Below are 16,306 nucleotides of genomic sequence, written 5' to 3'. Positions count from 1 at the left end.
AAGTGGTTGCCTCGAAGGTAAGTGCGAGGTTGTGTGAGCTACGGCATGCTCCGGCAGTGGCGTTAATTTTTCTAACTATATAATCTGAAGCTTGGGAGCTCGGGGCATCAAGGGGATGCACGATGAAACGTTTTTGGCTGGTTTGTTTACTGGTCTCGGCGGCGTTTGTCTGTATGGCCGATGGTGCGCCAAAAACCATGGATTTTTTCCAGCGTGTCGAATACGAAAACGTGAAGATTTCGCCGGATGGGGCGCTCCTGGCGATTGTGCACCGGGAGGATGAAAGTACGCAGGTCACCGTGTTACGGCGCTCAGACATGCAAGTGGTTGCGCAAATCGGCCCGGGCAGTCGCGGAGAGATCGACGCTCTTTCTTGGCTGGGTTCCGATCATCTGGTGATCTCGGCCAATCGTGCTTCGGAGAGATATCACCAGCCAATCACCGATCCGTGGATTTATCTGGTGGATATTCACGCGAAGCATCCGCAAACGTTGGCTTCCAACTTTTTCGGCACGGTAAGCGGCGATGAACATCATTTTCTGGTCCGCGAATGCAAAGACTTCATAGACGGCGAATGCCGCTTCAGTGTGAAACGGTATGACATCGATCACTTGTCGAATAAAGGCGAGGAGCTCGGCGCTGCGCCCGTTGGCGATGCGTGGATGATGGTCGACCACACCGGGAAACTGCGAATCGCTTGGGCCTGGAGCAAAACCGCGCGAAATCAGCTATACGTTCGTAACGACAGCGGACAATGGTCCTCGATTAATGACAGCGACGTCACGCATGTCGATGTGATTCCACTGGGCATTTCCGCTGATAACAAAACGGCCTTTCTACAGAGCGAGCGCGCTGCCGGCCCAGATGTCATTGAGAGCTATGATTTTGCCAGCGGCAAGCGAACCGAATTGCTGAGTGATCAGGTCTCCGATCCGCTTAGCATTATCTTTTCCATGGACGGTAAGGAGCCGATTGGTGCCTGGTTTGGTCCCGGTGTTCCGCAAGCACGTTATTGGGTCTCGAATTCTGAAGACGCCAAGTGGCATCGCGCGCTGGTAAAGGCCTTTCCTAATACGGTGGTCGATGTAGTAAGCCGTGCCGCAGATGGTTCGACGTTCGTTGTGTATACGCACAGTGATCGCGATGATGGCTCGTGGTATCTGTTGGATCGAGTAAACAAAAAGGCCACGCTCTTATTTCATTCACGACCGTGGCTGGACGCCACCGCGATGGCCGCGATGGTGCCTTTCGAATTGAGGGCAAGAGATGGGCTGCCTTTGCATGGCTTTTTTTCGCGAGCCCGGGGAACAACGGGCCCGGCGCCGACGGTAGTGATTGTTCACGGCGGCCCTTATTTCGTCGCAGACGATTGGACATTCGACGGTGAAACGCAGTTCCTGGCCGCGCATGGATACAGCGTGGTGCATGTGAACTTTCGAGGTTCGGCGAATTTTGGTCAACGCTTCATGCGATATGGCTACCGTCAGTGGGGTCGAGCCATGGTGGATGACATCACCGATACTACGCGCTGGGCCATCGCGCAGGGCATAGCGGACCCTAAACGCATTTGTATTTACGGCGGGAGTTACGGCGCTTACGCTGCGTTGATGAGCGTCGCACGCGAACCCAATCTGTATCGTTGCGCAATCGGATTGGCAGGCCCTTACGACTTGAGCAAGCTCTACCGCTGGGGTGATATCCATCGCAGCGATTACGGTATGTATTATCTCAATACAGTGCTCGGCCTGGACAAGGCAGCGTTGGTTGCCGACTCACCCATTTCACATGCTACCGACATCACGGTTCCCGTTCTGCTCGTGCACGGGAAGCAGGATGACCGCGTACCCATCCAGTATGCCGAGGCGATGCGGTCAGCGCTGGAAAAGGCAGGTCATCCGCCGCAATTCGTAAGCTATGACTGGGAAGGGCACGGACTTGCAGACCCGGCCAATCAGCTGGATTTTTACACGCGTATGCTTACTTTTTTGTCCAGCAACATCGGATCTGGACCGGATAACGCAAGCAGTGGAATAGTGACGAACAGTGGCGATACTAAGGCTATCGGTGGAAACTGAACAGCTAAAGGGGCGGGAGTAGTTGAGCTACGTTGACTACTCTCCGGCCCTTTTTTTGGAAGCGTGTTAGCGCGCAAACGGGCTCGCCTGTTCGCATCAGTGCTATTGGATCAACGCCAGCATTTTTTGGTATTGCTCCAAGTGGTCGGGGTCCTTGATCATGTTGATCCACACCGCCGTCGTGGCGGCTTGTTTTGCGACCATCGTGTTGGCTTGCTGCATCACCTTCTGCAAATCGTGCAGCCCAGACGCCGCGGCGTGCATGATCTCGCGTACGGCCTCGGACCACGGGCCGGCCTGATCGAGCCCAGGTTTGCTCGCCGATGTCACGGCTTGTTCGATGGTGTTTGCGATTGCTTCGGGTGCCGCCATCGTGGCCGGAACCTGCAACAGGGCCGATACCTTTTCTCCATCGGGTGATGCTTTGTCGAGTGGCAGGCCGGCTGACAACAGCAACATGACCTGTTGGTTGGTCGCAGCCTGCGCCGTCACGGCGATTTGTTGCTGGTTGTTGGCCGCGTTCTCCACGGCGATGCCCAGGGCGTGTGCGATGGCGCCATAGAGGATGGCGATGGCGGTAATGGGTGCGTTGTCTGGGTTTTGCACCTTGGTCTGTGTCACTGCATCGGTAATCTGGTTGTTTACGGAAGTTGGCATTGCCATGCGAATTCCTTCGGATTGGGGTGGCATTACGGGTGGCGTTTTCCAAGTGTGGCATCACGGCACAAGCGACGTACGGCTGGGTTGGCTACAACGCTTTCAGTACGTATGGAGCGATGAAACAGGTTTGACTTATGCAAAAGGGGGCAGGGTGCTTTTTCACAGTGGAAATGCATTCCTCCCCATTTTTCTTTTTCTTATTGCGGCCCACTTTGGGCTAGGTTTGACGCTTCAAGTACGAATCGAGTGAATTCCGGCGCGTGGGGTTCAAGCACTTTGCCGTGAAAAATAGCCTCAAGCCGCTCTGATTTTGAGTTATTTAGATACGTACTCAATTCTTTTGCGTAAAAGAGGCGGTATAGGTAACTTGTCGCGTCGAGTACTTTAAACACGGTCTCGCACCATAAATCGTAACTCTTTTCGAGAAAGCGGGGTACATTGTCCCTTCAACTCTGAAGATCATAGACATCCAGTCCTTGTCCATGTACGTGGTGACAGAGGCTTACGTAGAGCGGCTCAAGCTTCTGTTGGATGGCATCGGCGTTCGCTTTGGCATCGCCAGGCAGGTAGGTGGATAAGGAGTGGGCAATTTTTTTCATGTCAGTTGGTGCAAGTCGCTCACCAGCGCGCCACTGTCTGTACCGGCTAGTGGGTTGAGAGTAGTGCTGCGCGAAGTAAACCCCGTTTACGGATAACTCAAGCCATAAGCGAAGAACTGCCAGTGCTTGGCGAAAATATCCACCGTAAGCAAGGTAAATAGTTGCTCCGACATCTGTCGTTGTTTCCATCCACAAGTCACCGACTGGATGCCCGTCGGGCAATACGTTCCATAACGCAAAATGGATAAATGTGTGTGCCTCAGACATCTTCGCGAGCGCGCGCGTAGAAGTTTTTCGGTTTAGTAGCGCCTGATCACGGGCCGATTCGATAGGAAGTTCATCAGACCATTCCCAATCAAATGCAGAGAGATGGTTTGGCCGTCGCATAAGTGCTCTTTCTATAGAGAGGTCTGCGGGAGATAGGATAGTAAAAACAGAAACTGATCAAAGAACTTTTACAGATGCGCCTCTGATCTTGTTTCAAGCAGTAGTTGCGGGTAGTAGGTTTTGGCTTGATCTAATTTTATTACTTCGATTTGGATTTCAGCAGTGCTTTTGCGGGTGTCATACCGGCAGCTATTCGATGATCCAGCTCGACAATCACTGCCGGCCAATCCGCGCCGTAGATATTCACTAGGTCCCGAACGACCAGTAGATCGAGTCCCCTGGCTCCGTTTTCCATTTCGGACACTCCTGCCTGCGTAATTCCCACAGCGGCGGCGGCCTGTGCCTGTGTCAAACCTGATGCCAATCGCAGCTCCCGCAAAAGCTGGGCGACGACTCGATGTTCCGGGCGGTGGACGGAGGTGGGTTTGGGTTTGGGTGTCGTTGGTTTCTTGACCATGCCAACCACGCTACGTGATGGAGCCTAATGGCTAAGCTTGCTTACTAATATCGGAGAGACTGCGAACTCTCCCGCTATTTCGATTTCTTGCTCGGAGTTTTTCGGATTAATGCACCCGCTGGCTGCGGTGCGGTCGCGAGTCTGCGCTCTAGCTCCGCTATAAATTTAAGCCAATCTGCCCCATAGATTTGTACGAGGTCGCGGACGACGAGCAGATCCAGCCCCCTGTCGCTGGTCTCGATATCTGAAATTCCAGTCTGCGCGATCCCTAGGGCTTCGGCGGCCTCAGTTTGCTTCAGCCCCGCAGCCAGTCGTAGCTCCCTCAACAGCTGAGTCAGCACAAGGTGCTCTGGGCGGTGGGTTGAAGTCGGTTTGGGTTTGGGTTTTGGCATGACGGGAACGTAACGGCCGTCTTTACTTATCCCTTATTCAGGTATACATACCTTTTTGGTGTACGCTTGCACGGTCCCGGCGAAGGTCGAGGAAAGCAAGTCGCGCGGGCAGTGCTCATCTCTCAGCCGCGTAAATCGGATAACTCCCAAATGGAACTGAGAAAGTGCAGCCCGGATTTAAGCGCACTGTCATTCTGCTCTTGGTGTTTCTGCTTACCGCGTGTTCGGTTCACGTTGGCGCGCCTTACAACGCTGATAAGATCGACGAGTTCATCCCGCACCAAACAACGATCAACCAGGCCATCGCCGCTTTGGGCGTGCCGCAGGAACGCGAGAGGATGCCCGACGGCTCCGAACGCCTCCTTTATTTCTATTTCGTCCCAAGAGACGACGTAGCCAACCCGAAAAGCCAGGGCACTTACATCTATTTCGATAGCGCTGGCAGATTCCTTCGCGCCGAGACGAGTCGTTTGACCGACCGGAACGCATGCCGCGGATCGATCGACGCAACGGTGCGTGAAAGCCGGTGCCCCGCCTGGGTTGAAGTCGTCAGGCGACGTCTGTCCAGCGCTTAACGCCCTCTGCCTCGGTGTAATCGTAGTCACGCAGTATCTGTGTTCAATGATCCCCAGTACTCAGAGCCCGTCTTTCTAGGGTGTCGAGAACTATTGGGTGATGCAGCAGGGCGGTTTGTTATGCAGTATTTCCGCAAGGCCCATCTTTCGACGGGCCTTCTTGTTCTAGTTTCGCTACGTGCGCCTTCAAGCCGGCTTGACGACTTTCATGTGGCATCTCACCATTCGGCTATCGCATCGGCGAAAGGAACAGGGGCGCCCATGGAACAGATGTCGAGTGTAGTTTCGGACGTGGCGAAGGAACCGGCAGCAGAGGAAATCCCGCTGGCGCCTGAGACGTTTAGCTTTATATGGTTAGAGTCGTGTCTCGACCAGTACGCCCACGTTGATGACGAACCCGCAGCGACCAAGCTGGAGCGTTATGCCTTTACTGGCGCGTTTTTTTTCGGCGCCTTAGGCGTTGTGAGTGTGCTGCTGTTCCGCAATCAGTTTGGTCTGCGCGCACTGCAAGTGGGTTTGTCTCTAGAGTTGCTATGTCTTGCTGTGGCCTTGTTGGTCGCTTGCCGGCGAGCCTGGCGTTTCTTCCAGCATCAGCATAAAGATTTTGCGGAAAATCTGGACAAGCAGTTGGTGCAGTACAACGTTATCGTTGACGCCTTGCGGCGCTATCCGCCTTCTGTCATTGACACGCATCTGCGGTATGTCCGCGACCGAAAGAGTAGGTTGACCTATCGCGCTGGCCTGATCAGTGGCGGGTTTGAGAAATTTGGCATCTTGCCGTTGCTGGCAGCGATGTATCTGCAATTCAAGGATTGGTCATTCAGTGATTGGAAGACACTTACCGGGCATGTTCACGTACTTGGTACTGTTCTTCTGTGGGCGCTGATGATCTTCTACGCCGTTTCATGGTGGGCGGTTCGAACGAAAAGTCACCTCGATCTGTATGAGACTGTCCTGGCAGAGGCGTCGGTACGTGAGAAGGAGGGATAGGAGCGTGAGCGGTAAATGAAACGAAGAAGGGGCCGACGTAGTTGAAGTACGCTAATTATCGCTGGCTTTTTTTCTGCGCCTCGAAGGTAATTAAAGAGGAACGCTTAATGAGTCGTTCCCTTTGTAGTCCGTTACAGGCTTGGACTGATGCCCTTCGATTTTGAGTAGCGCAACGATTTGGGAACCAATCTCCAACTGAAGGAGATTGGACGTAAAAAAGCAAACAGATCGTCGGCTCCCAGCACGAAGCACGCAAGGACATGCCGATTAAAGCGCTATGTCGCAAACACGCCCCCACCCACTAAATCTACACGCCTCTCAACCCATCCCTTATTGCATACATCATGGCGAGCAGGCTCGCGGTGCAACCTTCTTGCACCATTTGCTTCGCGGTTCTATGTCCAAATTCGGCAATGATGTCTTCGTTGAACCACTGGATGACTTGCTCGTCATTCGGATCGATGCTTCGCGCCACGGATAAGACCATGGCGCGGTCTGCATGACGCTTCGCATCGGTTGTGTCTGGCGTAGTCATCGTTTTCACCGTGCCATCGCCGCGTTCGAGCCACGCGCTTTCTCCGCGCGGTCGGCTCTTACCCACGCCACAGTCATCACCGTCGCGATGGCCAGCAGCGGAAAGATGAGCCTGTTGAGGTTCACCCATCCGAAGCGTTCCAGCATGGGGCCGGCACCGAGCGTCGCTATCGCTGTCAGCCCATAACGGATCATCTCCGCCATGCCTTGCACCCTGGCGCGCTCGGCAGAAAAGTGGGATGACGCGAGCAGCGCGGTGCCGCCCACGAACATAAAGTTCCAGCCAACGCCTAGGCAGAGCAGGGCGAGGTAGAAAGCCGTCAAGCTGGTCGAAAGCGCTGCGATCACACCGCACAAGGCGCTGAGTGCGATACCCGTAAACAGCACGAAGGGCATGCCGCAACGTTGGATCAACCGGCCGGCGAAGAACGAAGGGGCATACATGCCTACCAGATGCCATTGGATGATATGGGCGCCGTCATCGATGCTGTGATGGCTTTGCACGGCCGCCAGGGGCGCTGCCGTCATGACGAACATCATCACCACGCCACCGATGACGTTGTTGGCGAGTGCGGCCAGCGAGATCGGCTGGCGGAAAACGGTTCGCAGGCGTCGCGCTGGCGGTTCGGCCGCATGCGGCAAGCCGCCGTGAGGTTCTGTATCGCGGTATCTCACCGCGAGCAGCAAGGCCGAAGCAACGCCCAGCACGCTCACCATCAGGTAGGAGCCGGCGAACAGCGTCGAAAACAGATGCTTGCTCCATGCCGCCAAGGCGGGGCCCAGTACCGCAGCCATCACGCCACCCGCGAGCACCATCGATATAACCCGTGCCTTGTGCGGAGGATCGACGGAGTCGGCAGCGGCAAGCCGGTAGTACTGAGCGAACGCCTGGAAAACACCCACCGCCGCCGTGCCCAGGCAGAACAGCCAGAAGTCGCCGTGGAAAACCGACCAGACAGAAATCGCGCCGCCGACCGCGCAAAGCGAGGCGCCGGTGACGAAACCCCAACACCGGCCGATACGCTGCATCAAGAGCGAGGCGAACAGGGTCGCGATGGCGCCGGCGACGGTAATCATGGCAAAGGGCAGGGTGGCCAGCGATTTGTCGGGTGCAAGCTGGTAACCGGTAAGCCCCGTCAACGTGAGATCGATGGCGACGGCGGCGGTGAAAAGTCCCTGGGCGATGGCAAGTACGGTAGCGTTTGAACGCGGCGCGGAAACCGTGGCGGTCATCGCCCTATCCTTCGTGGATGCCGGTGGTGAGTGTTTTTCAGCGACTTTCATGGCGCGAGCGGCTTGGATAGGGTGGCGTGGATGGAGGGCAGGCCAGCATGGTTGGCTCTCCCATGCATTCGAGCGGCCATGAGATTTTCGCCAGGCCCGTGGCAGGCCGAAAGGACAAACTTCCCTCATTTTTGGTCGTTACGGGTCTGATGACGCTTTTCGAGGGATTGGCGTCCTTTCCGTCAAACGCGTTCGGGTGCATCATCCGCTCCACGAGCGCCCACGGCCGTTCTGGCGGGTGCAACGGCCGGTAGCAACGGATCAAGAGCAGTCATCATGAAGAAACGCGTAGCGAGCAAACGTAGCGTCACGCGCGACATCGCCTTGCTCGTCTTTCCTGGCTTCCAGATACAGGATCTCAGCGGGCCGCTGGCCGCCTTCGACACGGCGAGAAGGATCTGTGCCGACGATCCGTATCGCTGTCACGTGGTGTCGCTGACCGGCGGCGGCGTGGTGAGCTCGTCGGGGCTCGAGGTGATGACACAAAAGATCCGGTCCACCCCCTACGACACCTTCATCGTTTCCGGTGGCAGCGTATCGGCCGATCCATCTGATATGCCGAGCATGTCGAAACAGCTGATCAGGATCGCAGCGAAAGGGACGCGACGTATCGCAAGCGTGTGCACCGGCGCCTTCTTGCTTGCTGCGGCGGGGCTGCTCGATGGCCGGCGTGCCACGACGCATTGGAAATACACCTTGCGGCTGCAGCGTCAGTTTCCGGAGATCAAGGTCGAACCCAACCGCATTTTTACCAAGGACCGAGGTATCTGGACGTCTGCCGGCGTTACGGCGGGTATTGATTTGGCGCTGGCGATGATCGAAGAGGACATTGGCAACGCATCCTCGCGTGCCGTGGCGCAAATGCTGGTGGTCTACCACCGTCGTCCTGGCGGGCAATCGCAATTTTCGGCCATGGCCGACATGGAACCGGAGTCAGACAGAATGCGGGACGTGCTCACCTACATGCGCGAACATTTGGACGAGCCGCTATCCACCGAACATCTCGCCTCGGTGGCCTGTTTAAGCCCGCGGCAGTTTGGCCGCGCGTTTCTCGCTGAAACGGGAGAAACCCCGGCAAAAGCCGTGGAGCGTCTACGTGTGGAAGTGGCGCGGCAAAGAGTCGAGCGCGGGGTAGAACCCATCGAAGTCATTGCCCGTGACATAGGCTTCTCCGATCCCGAGCGCATGCGGCGTGCCTTCGTACGCGTATTTGGCCATCCGCCGCAGAGCATCCGGCGGATGGCGGCTCACGAGACCACCGCTCTATCCGAGCGTTAGCGGCAGCGAGTCGACCTTGCAAATGCTGATCTCAAATAAGAGATCGGTCCCGAGGTATCCACTCGTTTTTTTGTCGTCGCCCGCTAGGGAAACCGAAGTTCACGACATGGCTGTTTCAGAGCGAATCGTCATGCCGACGACTCGCTTCGATATGGGATGGATGCGCCCCCTGGATATCTCTGGGTTAGCGAGCGAAAACCATAGGAAAATCTCAGGCTCTGATCCCATTTCAAGAAGGCACGTCTTTCGACGGGCCTTCTTGCCCTGGTTCTGTCATGTGTGTCGTCAGCGAGCAAGCGATGCCGAGCACTGATCGTTGTCGCACGCAAAGTCCACTTCGGATGAAACGCCTACGAAGAGCGGAACACCAGGAAGGCTCGCAAGCGTCTTGCCATTCTTTTCCAGTGATACGACGTAGGTTCCTGGCCGCAGCGAAGGGATGGTGTAGCGACCTTTGCTGTTGGCGGTGCCGTGACGGGTCATACCCATATCGCTGTGCACGACAATGGTGCCATCGGTGGGCGCCTTGCCGACGATTTTGGAGTCGGTGGCCTGCGCATGAACCGCGCTGAATGTCATGGCGGCCAATGTACCGACGGCAAGGGTCGACATGAGCTTGGACGCGAAGCGGTATCCATGTTTCTGCTGACGATGGGTTTCGGATTTTTGAATGATTTTCATGTTTGTGCTCGTGGGTGTGGGGATTCGGGCGCGCAAAACCACTCATCCGCTCGCGCGGTGATGGATTCGATGATCGATGTCAAAGCAGCACGTTGGGGAGCGTGGCTGCCGATGTACTCGCCTTTCTTGTTGACTGCGGCGTCTCTTTCAGCAACTCCTGAATTCGTCGCTCCAACGTCAAAGCGGGCACTCCGGTCCTTGGATGGCCGACGGCGACGATAGGTTTAAATTAGCAGAGAGGGGGCGGCCGATTCCCGTGAAAGTCGTAATGGTTTGCCTGATGCCAGCACGATCCACGTCTTTTTTCTTTCTCTTTGCGACCTTGCCGATAAATTCCGGTTAGTGATTCGAGATCCGGTTTTCCCTGATCTACCCGGCATCTAGGCCATAAGTCATGACAGTAATGGTCGTGGCTTTCCCCATGGGCCAACTCAGTATCGCGCTCGCTTCTTCGCAAGGCTTGAACCGACGAACGTTTAAGAACCCACGGCCCAGGTTTAACGCAGGCGAAAATAGAATCGGTATCGCAACGAACACCACACAAGCTCGACGAATGACGCGCATCGAAATCGACGTTCCGAAAGCGGATAGCGGTCGTTATGCGTGTTTAACGAAGCTTGCCGGTTTTGTTTCGCTTTTTGTCTCGTTTTGTTTCTTTGGCCCATCTCACAATTCGCCACCGGACATAGCCGTCTATGTGGAGTCCTTTATGAAACGCCTGATCATTGCCTCGACCATCACGCTTGGTCTTGCTTGTGCCGGCAGCGTCAGCGTCGCACAGAACGAGACCCAAGCTATCAATTTGCCAAATTTCACAGTCACCGCACCAGAGGGCCAATACGAGACCTATCTCGTCAACTTGCCCACGGGCTACGGATTAGCAGCCTTTGTCGGCAACACGCATCGACAGTATGTACAAGCGGAGCGGGCGGCCGAGGGATCGGAAGCGCTGCGGAAGCAAGGTATGGCCATGCAGCCGTTCGTCGCTGTGGCTATCGACAACTCGACCGGACCCGGTGTGGCGAAACGGTTCGTGCTGACCGACGCCGTTAGGAACACGGTTGCCATTGTCGACGTGTATTGCAAGCGGTCCGCATCGGTAGGCAAACATTGCCGCCTGGTTCCCCGGTTGGTCTAGGTCAACGCATCGCCGGAGTTTTATCTCGACCTACGTAGAGAGGCTCGCTTATCTCGCGCACTTAGCTCGTATGTGCGTCGCCCCCTTCGTCCTATCTCGTTGTCAATTAGCGTGCACAACGTCGGGAGCAGGGCTTGCTTACACCACAAATCGGAACGCCGCAGCCTCGCGCACGATGTGACCGGCCGTGGGTGCGGCGAAGTGGGTGCCAATGACGAGAATAGGTTGGTCAGCCCACTCGGCGAAGAGGCGCGAGCGGGTGAGCACGGCGGCTTCCGGGTCGTTGTCGCCGAACATCCAATCAGGGTGCGCGAGCTGGCAGGGGTGGTGGGTCATGTCGCCGGTGATGACCGCGCGCTGACCTTCGGATTCGATCATCACGCTGACGTGTCCCGGCGTGTGGCCGATGGAAGGCGTGAGCCGGATCTCCGGCGAGATCACATGGTTCATCTCTACCAGTTGCACGAGGTCGGCATCGAAGATGGGCTTGATGCTATCGCTGAGCATGGCCTGCTGCTCTTCGTCGTCATAGCTGCGCCAGAACTCGTACTCGTGCCGACCGATGAGGTAGCGCGCTTTCGGGAAGGTCGGCACCCACTTGCCGTTTTCAAGCATCGTGTTCCAGCCGACGTGGTCGACATGCAGGTGCGTGCACACCACGGCGTCGACGCCATCGCGCGACCAGCCCACCTCTCCAAGATGCTGCAGGAACGGCGTCGCCAACGGCTCGCCGCCGGTGATCTCGCGTGGCCGGTCGTTACCAATGCAGGTATCAACCACCAGCTTCAGCCCCGGCGCCTCGACCAGCAAGGCATGGACGCTGAGCTTCAGGATGCTGCTGTCCTCGCTGACGAAGTGCGGATAGAGCCACGTCAACTTGCGCAGTTCTGTCGGCGTGGCCTGCCGTAGGCACTCGGCGGGCACTGGCAAATCCATCTCAACAATGCGAGTGATCTTCACCCGGCCCACTTGCCAGCTCAGCATGGCGCTCACCTCTTCGCAAGGTTCGATTCCACGCAAGTTTAGGAGCCCGGGGCTCAGGTTTAAACAGGAAAAGCGAACAAAGGTGTGGAATGCTTTTTAAAGATGCAAATGGACTCTGACCCTTTTCTTTGATCTCCTCTTTCCCCTTATGGATAAACTCGTTCAGCCAAGCCAAGACGAAACGGATAAGCGACCTGTCGAAATCCGGTCTCGCCGTTCGTCGTCATCATGAGAAGCGGGGCAACCAGCTCGGCTAATGCAACGACACAAACCAGTAGGGGAGATTCAGCATGCGCAAGCTCAAGATCATCGAACATATTTCGCTAGACGGCGTGATCGAAACGTCCAGCGGCCAGGGTGACAGCGACTTCCCCTACGGCGACTGGTCCGGGCCGTATCGCAGTCCTGCCGGGCTGGAGAAAGTCATTGCGATGTACGGCGAGCGATGCGATCTCTTGCTCGGGCGCCGAACCTACGATCTGTTTTCGAGTTTCTGGCCGAATGCACCAAAGAGTCCGATGGCGGACCGCCTGAATGCGGCGACGAAGTATGTCGTCACCCACAGGCCGGAGAGCCTGGCATGGGGGCCGTTCGAGGGCATTGGACCGGATGTCGTGGATAGCGTTCGTGCCATCAAGGCGAAGGAGGGTCCGCACATCATCCTCACCGGAAGTTCAACGCTGACGTCGGTGCTGATTGAGCACGGGCTGGCGGATGAGGTGGTGCTGCTGGTCAATCCTGTCCTGCTCGGCAAAGGAAAGCGTATTTTTGCGGACGGAACACCGCCACGCGCATTGACGCTGGAGCGCTCGGAAGCGATGCCGTCGGGCATCGTCGGCAATACTTACAGCGCCCCTGGGCCTTTGAAGAATCTGAAATAAGAGGTGTTTCCGACAGCGGTACCAGATACCGTTATCGGGTCTTCCATCTCATATAGCCAAAGGAATGTCATGGGCGTAATTAGCACAGAAGTCGAATTCACTCTCCCCATCGGCTATCGCGACGCCGAAGGGTCGCTGCATCGGGACGGTGTCATGCGTCTGGCTACCGCGGGCGATGAAATTCTTCCGCTCAAGGATCATCGCGTTCAGGCCAATCCAAGCTACCTCGCGATTATTGTGCTGTCGCGCGTCGTGGTGAGGCTGGGCAGGCTGGACATGATTAACACGAAGGTGATTGAAGACCTGTTCTCGGCCGATTTTCATTTCCTGCAGCAGCTCTACAACCGCATCAACAACGTGGACAAAGACACGACCTTGATGCAAACCAAATCTTCAGTAACAGGGCCAGATTGAGTGGGCGGTAGCGATAGGCACGGGGCGATTAAAAATATTTAACCGCCCCGTCCCTTGACACTCTGTTATCCCATCAAAAGGCGACGGCTTCCGCCGGTCCCGTCACGATGTCCTCACCACACACATCACGCCATAGGTGATACATCACCCCGAACATCGCCGAGAAGGCGATAAGCATTAAAGCGATATAGAGCGGAATGAACAGCACAAGCATCAGCCACGCTCCGAACAGTTTGCTGATCAAGGCGATCACCAGGGCGGCGATCCCAAAGCAAAGGCCCACAGCAATCCAGATAAGCACAAGGCCTATGGCAAGCATGATCAGCGGCAACACGTTTTTCAGCGCGCCGCTGACACCATCGCCGATGGCGCCGAATACGCTGCGGTCGCGAAGCGTCACCTGGCCAAGGCCGATGGAATAAAAGCCCATCAGGAAAATGCCGAACAGTATGGCTAACAACATCACCTTCCAGAAACCGTCGGGCAAGGCTGCTGGCGGCGGCAGGTGATTGGCGTGCGCAGTGAGCGCCAGTGCATACCAGTGGAAGATGCTGCCCCCTGTCATGGCGAAGATCACGGCGAATAGCGCGATATAGATCACCAACATCAGCACGCCATAACCGATCAGTCGCAGTGCTTTACCCTCCCGATAAGGCCGGATGACATCGCCCGCGCGTGCGGGAAGTCCTTGTTCTGCCGCGTCCACCACTTGCAGATAGCCTGCGTAGATCGGCAAAACAAGCAGGCCGAGCAACATGGATATCACCCCGATGCAACCGAAGAGCATCGGATTGGGGTATATGCCCGAGTGCAGTACATAAAATTGCATGGGCAGCGAGATGAGCGATGGTGCCAAAGCCGCCAGCATTACAAAAAACGCCCCACCGAAGAGTGGTTTCGGATGGTTAAAACCTACGCGGATGCCGCGATTCAGCCAGCCGAAGCCGGCTGACAACCCCCTGGATCGTGTTGCCATGATGTCACTTCCTTGGTGAGCGGCGCCCCCGCGCCGTGCGAACCAAGCATACAAGCTCATTGGCTCGCAGTCCTGTGCGTGCGGTAGCTCGATCGGGGCATGGCCGGCTCCCTGTCTGGCTGCCGGTGACCGTTGCCATCATGCGGTGTCATAAAAGCACAGCGTTACTTTTTGCGAAAAGTGCACCCTGACTTCTTTTGTTTGCCGTTTGGTATCCTTTTTCGCTTCGTAGCGATGGCAGCTTCAAGGCTTGGAGAGAGTCGGCGATGACCATGCGTACACGCGCCCTGTTGGCAACGATGATGCTGTTGGCGGGGTGCGCCGCCAACCCATCATCCATCACGGTAAGACATCGCCTTCCTCACGGAGCCACGGTTGGCGTGGTGATGTTCCAGGACTGCGATATCGCGAATCAGGCGGATTGCGACGGCTCCGGCTTGAAAGTGGGTTCCATCTTTGTCCGCGTCCTTTCGCAAAAACCTGGCCTGCACGCCGTTTCGCTGCCAAGACCGGTGGGGCCGAAAGCACCGCTTGATGACGATGCGGCGGTCGCTTATGCCAAGGCAAAAGGCTACCGCTATGTCATCAATGGCGAGGTCCAGGATTATCACCGCACCGGGCACGTGTCGCTTCGCTCGAATCGCGTAGATATCTCAGTGCGTGTCCTGAGCACATCCAACGGGCAGGCATTGGCGACTTATACCTATCAGGAAGATTCGAAAACCCATTTCACGACGTCCGACGCCATGGTGGAAGACATGGCAAAGCAATTGGCCACGTCCGCCGTCAATGAGCCGAAAAAGCAGCGGCAGGGTAATTTTCTGCTTTACAAAGGAAATGGCTGAGGTGGCGTGGAAGGTGGAGCAAAGGGCAGCGCGCATTTCCGTATAGAAAGAGCATGCGGCCCTTCTTCTTCGGGAATATGTGCGATTGCTTTGTTCTTGGGAATGTCCCGGATAAGGCGTCGCCCCGGCTTTCGCCGGGACGGATTTAGAGGCAATCCGGGAATCCTTGGGACGCCGGGCGCGATGGTTTTTGCGGCAAATTTCGAGAGAGCGAGATAAAGGTATGAACAATATCCATGCGGCTTATCCCATCGGTAATGCGGGCCAGCCTTGGGGTAAAGCGGAAAAAGATGCATGGCTCTCGCGGCAGGTTCGCCAGCGCAGCTATGAAACCGATGTACTCAGCGTGATAGATCGGCTTCGTTCCCGTTTCGATGTGTCGGAATACGGCCGGCTGGATTATGCCCAGGGTAGTTTCCCGCTGTTCGCCGTTCGTACCCGAGATTGGCGGGATGATCGTCCTGTGATGCTCGTTACTGGCGGAGTGCATGGCTACGAAACGAGTGGCGTGCACGGCGCGCTTCGTTTTGCCGAACAGCATGCGACCGACTATGCCGGGCGCGCCAACCTATTGATCGCGCCGTGCATCAGCCCATGGGCCTACGAGCGCATCCAGCGCTGGAATCCCGATGCGACCGACCCGAACCGCTCGTTTCGCGAAAATAGCCCGGCAGGCGAGTCGGCGGCGCTGATGCGGTTGGTTGCACCGTTGCATGGTCGTTTCCTGATGCATATCGACCTGCACGAAACCACCGACAGCGATGAAACCGAATTTCGCCGCGCACTCGCCGCTCGCGATGGCAAAGTGTTTGAGCCCGGTGAAATCCCGGATGGCTTCTATCTGGTCGATGACGCCGAAAACCCGCAGCCCGCGTTCCAGCAAGCGGTGTTGGCAGCGGTGTCGCAGATAACGCATATCGCTCCGGCCGATGCAAAGGGCGAGATCATCGGCTCGCCAATAGTGGCGCCCGGCGTGATCGAGTACGCGCTAAAACCGCTGGGCTTGTGCGCCAGCATCACCGGCGCGCGTTACACGACCACCACCGAGGTGTATCCCGACAGCCCACGTGCCAATCCGGAGCAGTGCATCCAGGCACAGGTTGCGGCAATGCGTGCGGCGATGGATTACGCGCTGGCGCATGCCTAAGAAAAAGAG

General features: G+C 56.6%; 18 protein-coding genes. 9 read left to right on the top strand and 9 right to left on the bottom strand.

Features of this window, described 5'->3' with window-relative positions; all coding sequences use genetic code 11:
- Nucleotides 1–122: 122 nt before the first annotated feature.
- Nucleotides 123–2,075 carry an alpha/beta hydrolase family protein gene (locus AC4HNJ_RS11115; RefSeq protein WP_490479632.1) on the top strand — a complete coding sequence of 651 codons (1,953 nt, stop codon included), beginning with the start codon at nucleotides 123–125 and terminating at the stop codon, nucleotides 2,073–2,075.
- A 102-nt stretch (nucleotides 2,076–2,177) separates the two neighbouring features.
- Here the strand turns inward: AC4HNJ_RS11115 and AC4HNJ_RS11110 are convergent, their stop codons facing one another.
- The 4 genes from AC4HNJ_RS11110 to AC4HNJ_RS11095 all read right to left on the bottom strand — a co-directional run bounded on the left by AC4HNJ_RS11110 (nucleotide 2,178) and on the right by AC4HNJ_RS11095 (nucleotide 4,570).
- Nucleotides 2,178–2,738: a RebB family R body protein gene (locus AC4HNJ_RS11110; protein WP_490479631.1), complete on the bottom strand. Its 561-nt coding sequence runs from the start codon at nucleotides 2,736–2,738 to the stop codon at nucleotides 2,178–2,180.
- Between the two features lie 443 nt (nucleotides 2,739–3,181).
- Nucleotides 3,182–3,721, bottom strand: coding sequence for a hypothetical protein (locus tag AC4HNJ_RS11105; RefSeq protein WP_490479630.1), 540 nt, complete (start codon nucleotides 3,719–3,721; stop codon nucleotides 3,182–3,184).
- Nucleotides 3,722–3,860: 139 nt separating this feature from the next.
- Complete coding sequence (locus AC4HNJ_RS11100) at nucleotides 3,861–4,178, bottom strand: helix-turn-helix domain-containing protein (RefSeq protein ID WP_490479629.1); 318 nt, start codon at nucleotides 4,176–4,178, stop codon at nucleotides 3,861–3,863.
- 74 nt (nucleotides 4,179–4,252) lie between these two features.
- On the bottom strand, nucleotides 4,253–4,570 hold the full coding sequence (locus tag AC4HNJ_RS11095) for a helix-turn-helix domain-containing protein (protein WP_490479628.1): 318 nt from the start codon (nucleotides 4,568–4,570) through the stop codon (nucleotides 4,253–4,255).
- A 164-nt stretch (nucleotides 4,571–4,734) separates the two neighbouring features.
- Between AC4HNJ_RS11095 and AC4HNJ_RS11090 the strand changes: the two genes are divergently transcribed.
- Both AC4HNJ_RS11090 and AC4HNJ_RS11085 read left to right on the top strand, forming a co-directional pair.
- Nucleotides 4,735–5,145, top strand: a complete 411-nt coding sequence (locus AC4HNJ_RS11090) for a hypothetical protein (RefSeq protein ID WP_490479627.1) — start codon at nucleotides 4,735–4,737, stop codon at nucleotides 5,143–5,145.
- Nucleotides 5,146–5,406: 261 nt separating this feature from the next.
- Entirely contained in the window at nucleotides 5,407–6,135 is a 729-nt protein-coding gene (locus AC4HNJ_RS11085) for a hypothetical protein (RefSeq protein WP_490479626.1), read from the top strand.
- A gap of 307 nt (nucleotides 6,136–6,442) precedes the next feature.
- Here AC4HNJ_RS11085 and AC4HNJ_RS11080 read toward each other — a convergent pair whose 3' ends face one another.
- A complete protein-coding gene (locus AC4HNJ_RS11080) occupies nucleotides 6,443–6,670 on the bottom strand; it encodes a hypothetical protein (protein WP_490479625.1) in 228 nt (75 codons plus the stop codon).
- Between the two features lie 5 nt (nucleotides 6,671–6,675).
- On the bottom strand, nucleotides 6,676–7,902 hold the full coding sequence (locus AC4HNJ_RS11075) for an MFS transporter (protein WP_490479624.1): 1,227 nt from the start codon (nucleotides 7,900–7,902) through the stop codon (nucleotides 6,676–6,678).
- A 327-nt stretch (nucleotides 7,903–8,229) separates the two neighbouring features.
- On the opposite strand from AC4HNJ_RS11075, the gene AC4HNJ_RS11070 reads away from it, so the two are divergent.
- Nucleotides 8,230–9,231 (top strand): GlxA family transcriptional regulator, encoded by a 1,002-nt coding sequence (locus AC4HNJ_RS11070; RefSeq protein ID WP_490479623.1) that lies wholly within the window; start codon nucleotides 8,230–8,232, stop codon nucleotides 9,229–9,231.
- A gap of 285 nt (nucleotides 9,232–9,516) precedes the next feature.
- On the opposite strand, the gene AC4HNJ_RS11065 is transcribed toward AC4HNJ_RS11070, so the two are convergent.
- Nucleotides 9,517–9,912, bottom strand: a complete 396-nt coding sequence (locus tag AC4HNJ_RS11065; RefSeq protein ID WP_490479622.1) for a carboxypeptidase-like regulatory domain-containing protein — start codon at nucleotides 9,910–9,912, stop codon at nucleotides 9,517–9,519.
- Between the two features lie 553 nt (nucleotides 9,913–10,465).
- Here AC4HNJ_RS11065 and AC4HNJ_RS11060 point away from each other — a divergent pair.
- A complete protein-coding gene (locus AC4HNJ_RS11060; protein WP_490479621.1) occupies nucleotides 10,466–11,050 on the top strand; it encodes a hypothetical protein in 585 nt (194 codons plus the stop codon).
- 138 nt (nucleotides 11,051–11,188) lie between these two features.
- Here AC4HNJ_RS11060 and AC4HNJ_RS11055 read toward each other — a convergent pair whose 3' ends face one another.
- A complete protein-coding gene (locus AC4HNJ_RS11055) occupies nucleotides 11,189–12,034 on the bottom strand; it encodes an MBL fold metallo-hydrolase (protein ID WP_490479620.1) in 846 nt (281 codons plus the stop codon).
- Nucleotides 12,035–12,324: 290 nt separating this feature from the next.
- Between AC4HNJ_RS11055 and AC4HNJ_RS11050 the strand changes: the two genes are divergently transcribed.
- On the top strand, nucleotides 12,325–12,915 hold the full coding sequence (locus tag AC4HNJ_RS11050) for a dihydrofolate reductase family protein (protein WP_490479619.1): 591 nt from the start codon (nucleotides 12,325–12,327) through the stop codon (nucleotides 12,913–12,915).
- Nucleotides 12,916–12,984: 69 nt separating this feature from the next.
- Nucleotides 12,985–13,329, top strand: coding sequence for a hypothetical protein (locus tag AC4HNJ_RS11045; protein WP_490479618.1), 345 nt, complete (start codon nucleotides 12,985–12,987; stop codon nucleotides 13,327–13,329).
- Between the two features lie 73 nt (nucleotides 13,330–13,402).
- On the opposite strand, the gene AC4HNJ_RS11040 is transcribed toward AC4HNJ_RS11045, so the two are convergent.
- Nucleotides 13,403–14,305, bottom strand: coding sequence for a hypothetical protein (locus AC4HNJ_RS11040; RefSeq protein ID WP_490479617.1), 903 nt, complete (start codon nucleotides 14,303–14,305; stop codon nucleotides 13,403–13,405).
- Between the two features lie 272 nt (nucleotides 14,306–14,577).
- Between AC4HNJ_RS11040 and AC4HNJ_RS11035 the strand changes: the two genes are divergently transcribed.
- Both AC4HNJ_RS11035 and AC4HNJ_RS11030 read left to right on the top strand, forming a co-directional pair.
- Nucleotides 14,578–15,150: a hypothetical protein gene (locus tag AC4HNJ_RS11035; protein WP_490479616.1), complete on the top strand. Its 573-nt coding sequence runs from the start codon at nucleotides 14,578–14,580 to the stop codon at nucleotides 15,148–15,150.
- Nucleotides 15,151–15,373: 223 nt separating this feature from the next.
- A complete protein-coding gene (locus AC4HNJ_RS11030; protein WP_490479615.1) occupies nucleotides 15,374–16,297 on the top strand; it encodes a M14 family metallopeptidase in 924 nt (307 codons plus the stop codon).
- Nucleotides 16,298–16,306 lie beyond the last annotated feature (9 nt).

The organism is Dyella sp. SYSU CM1112, from assembly GCF_058216415.1.
Note: the sequence above shows the minus strand (reverse complement) of the source record. Positions and strands in the feature narration are given on the sequence as shown.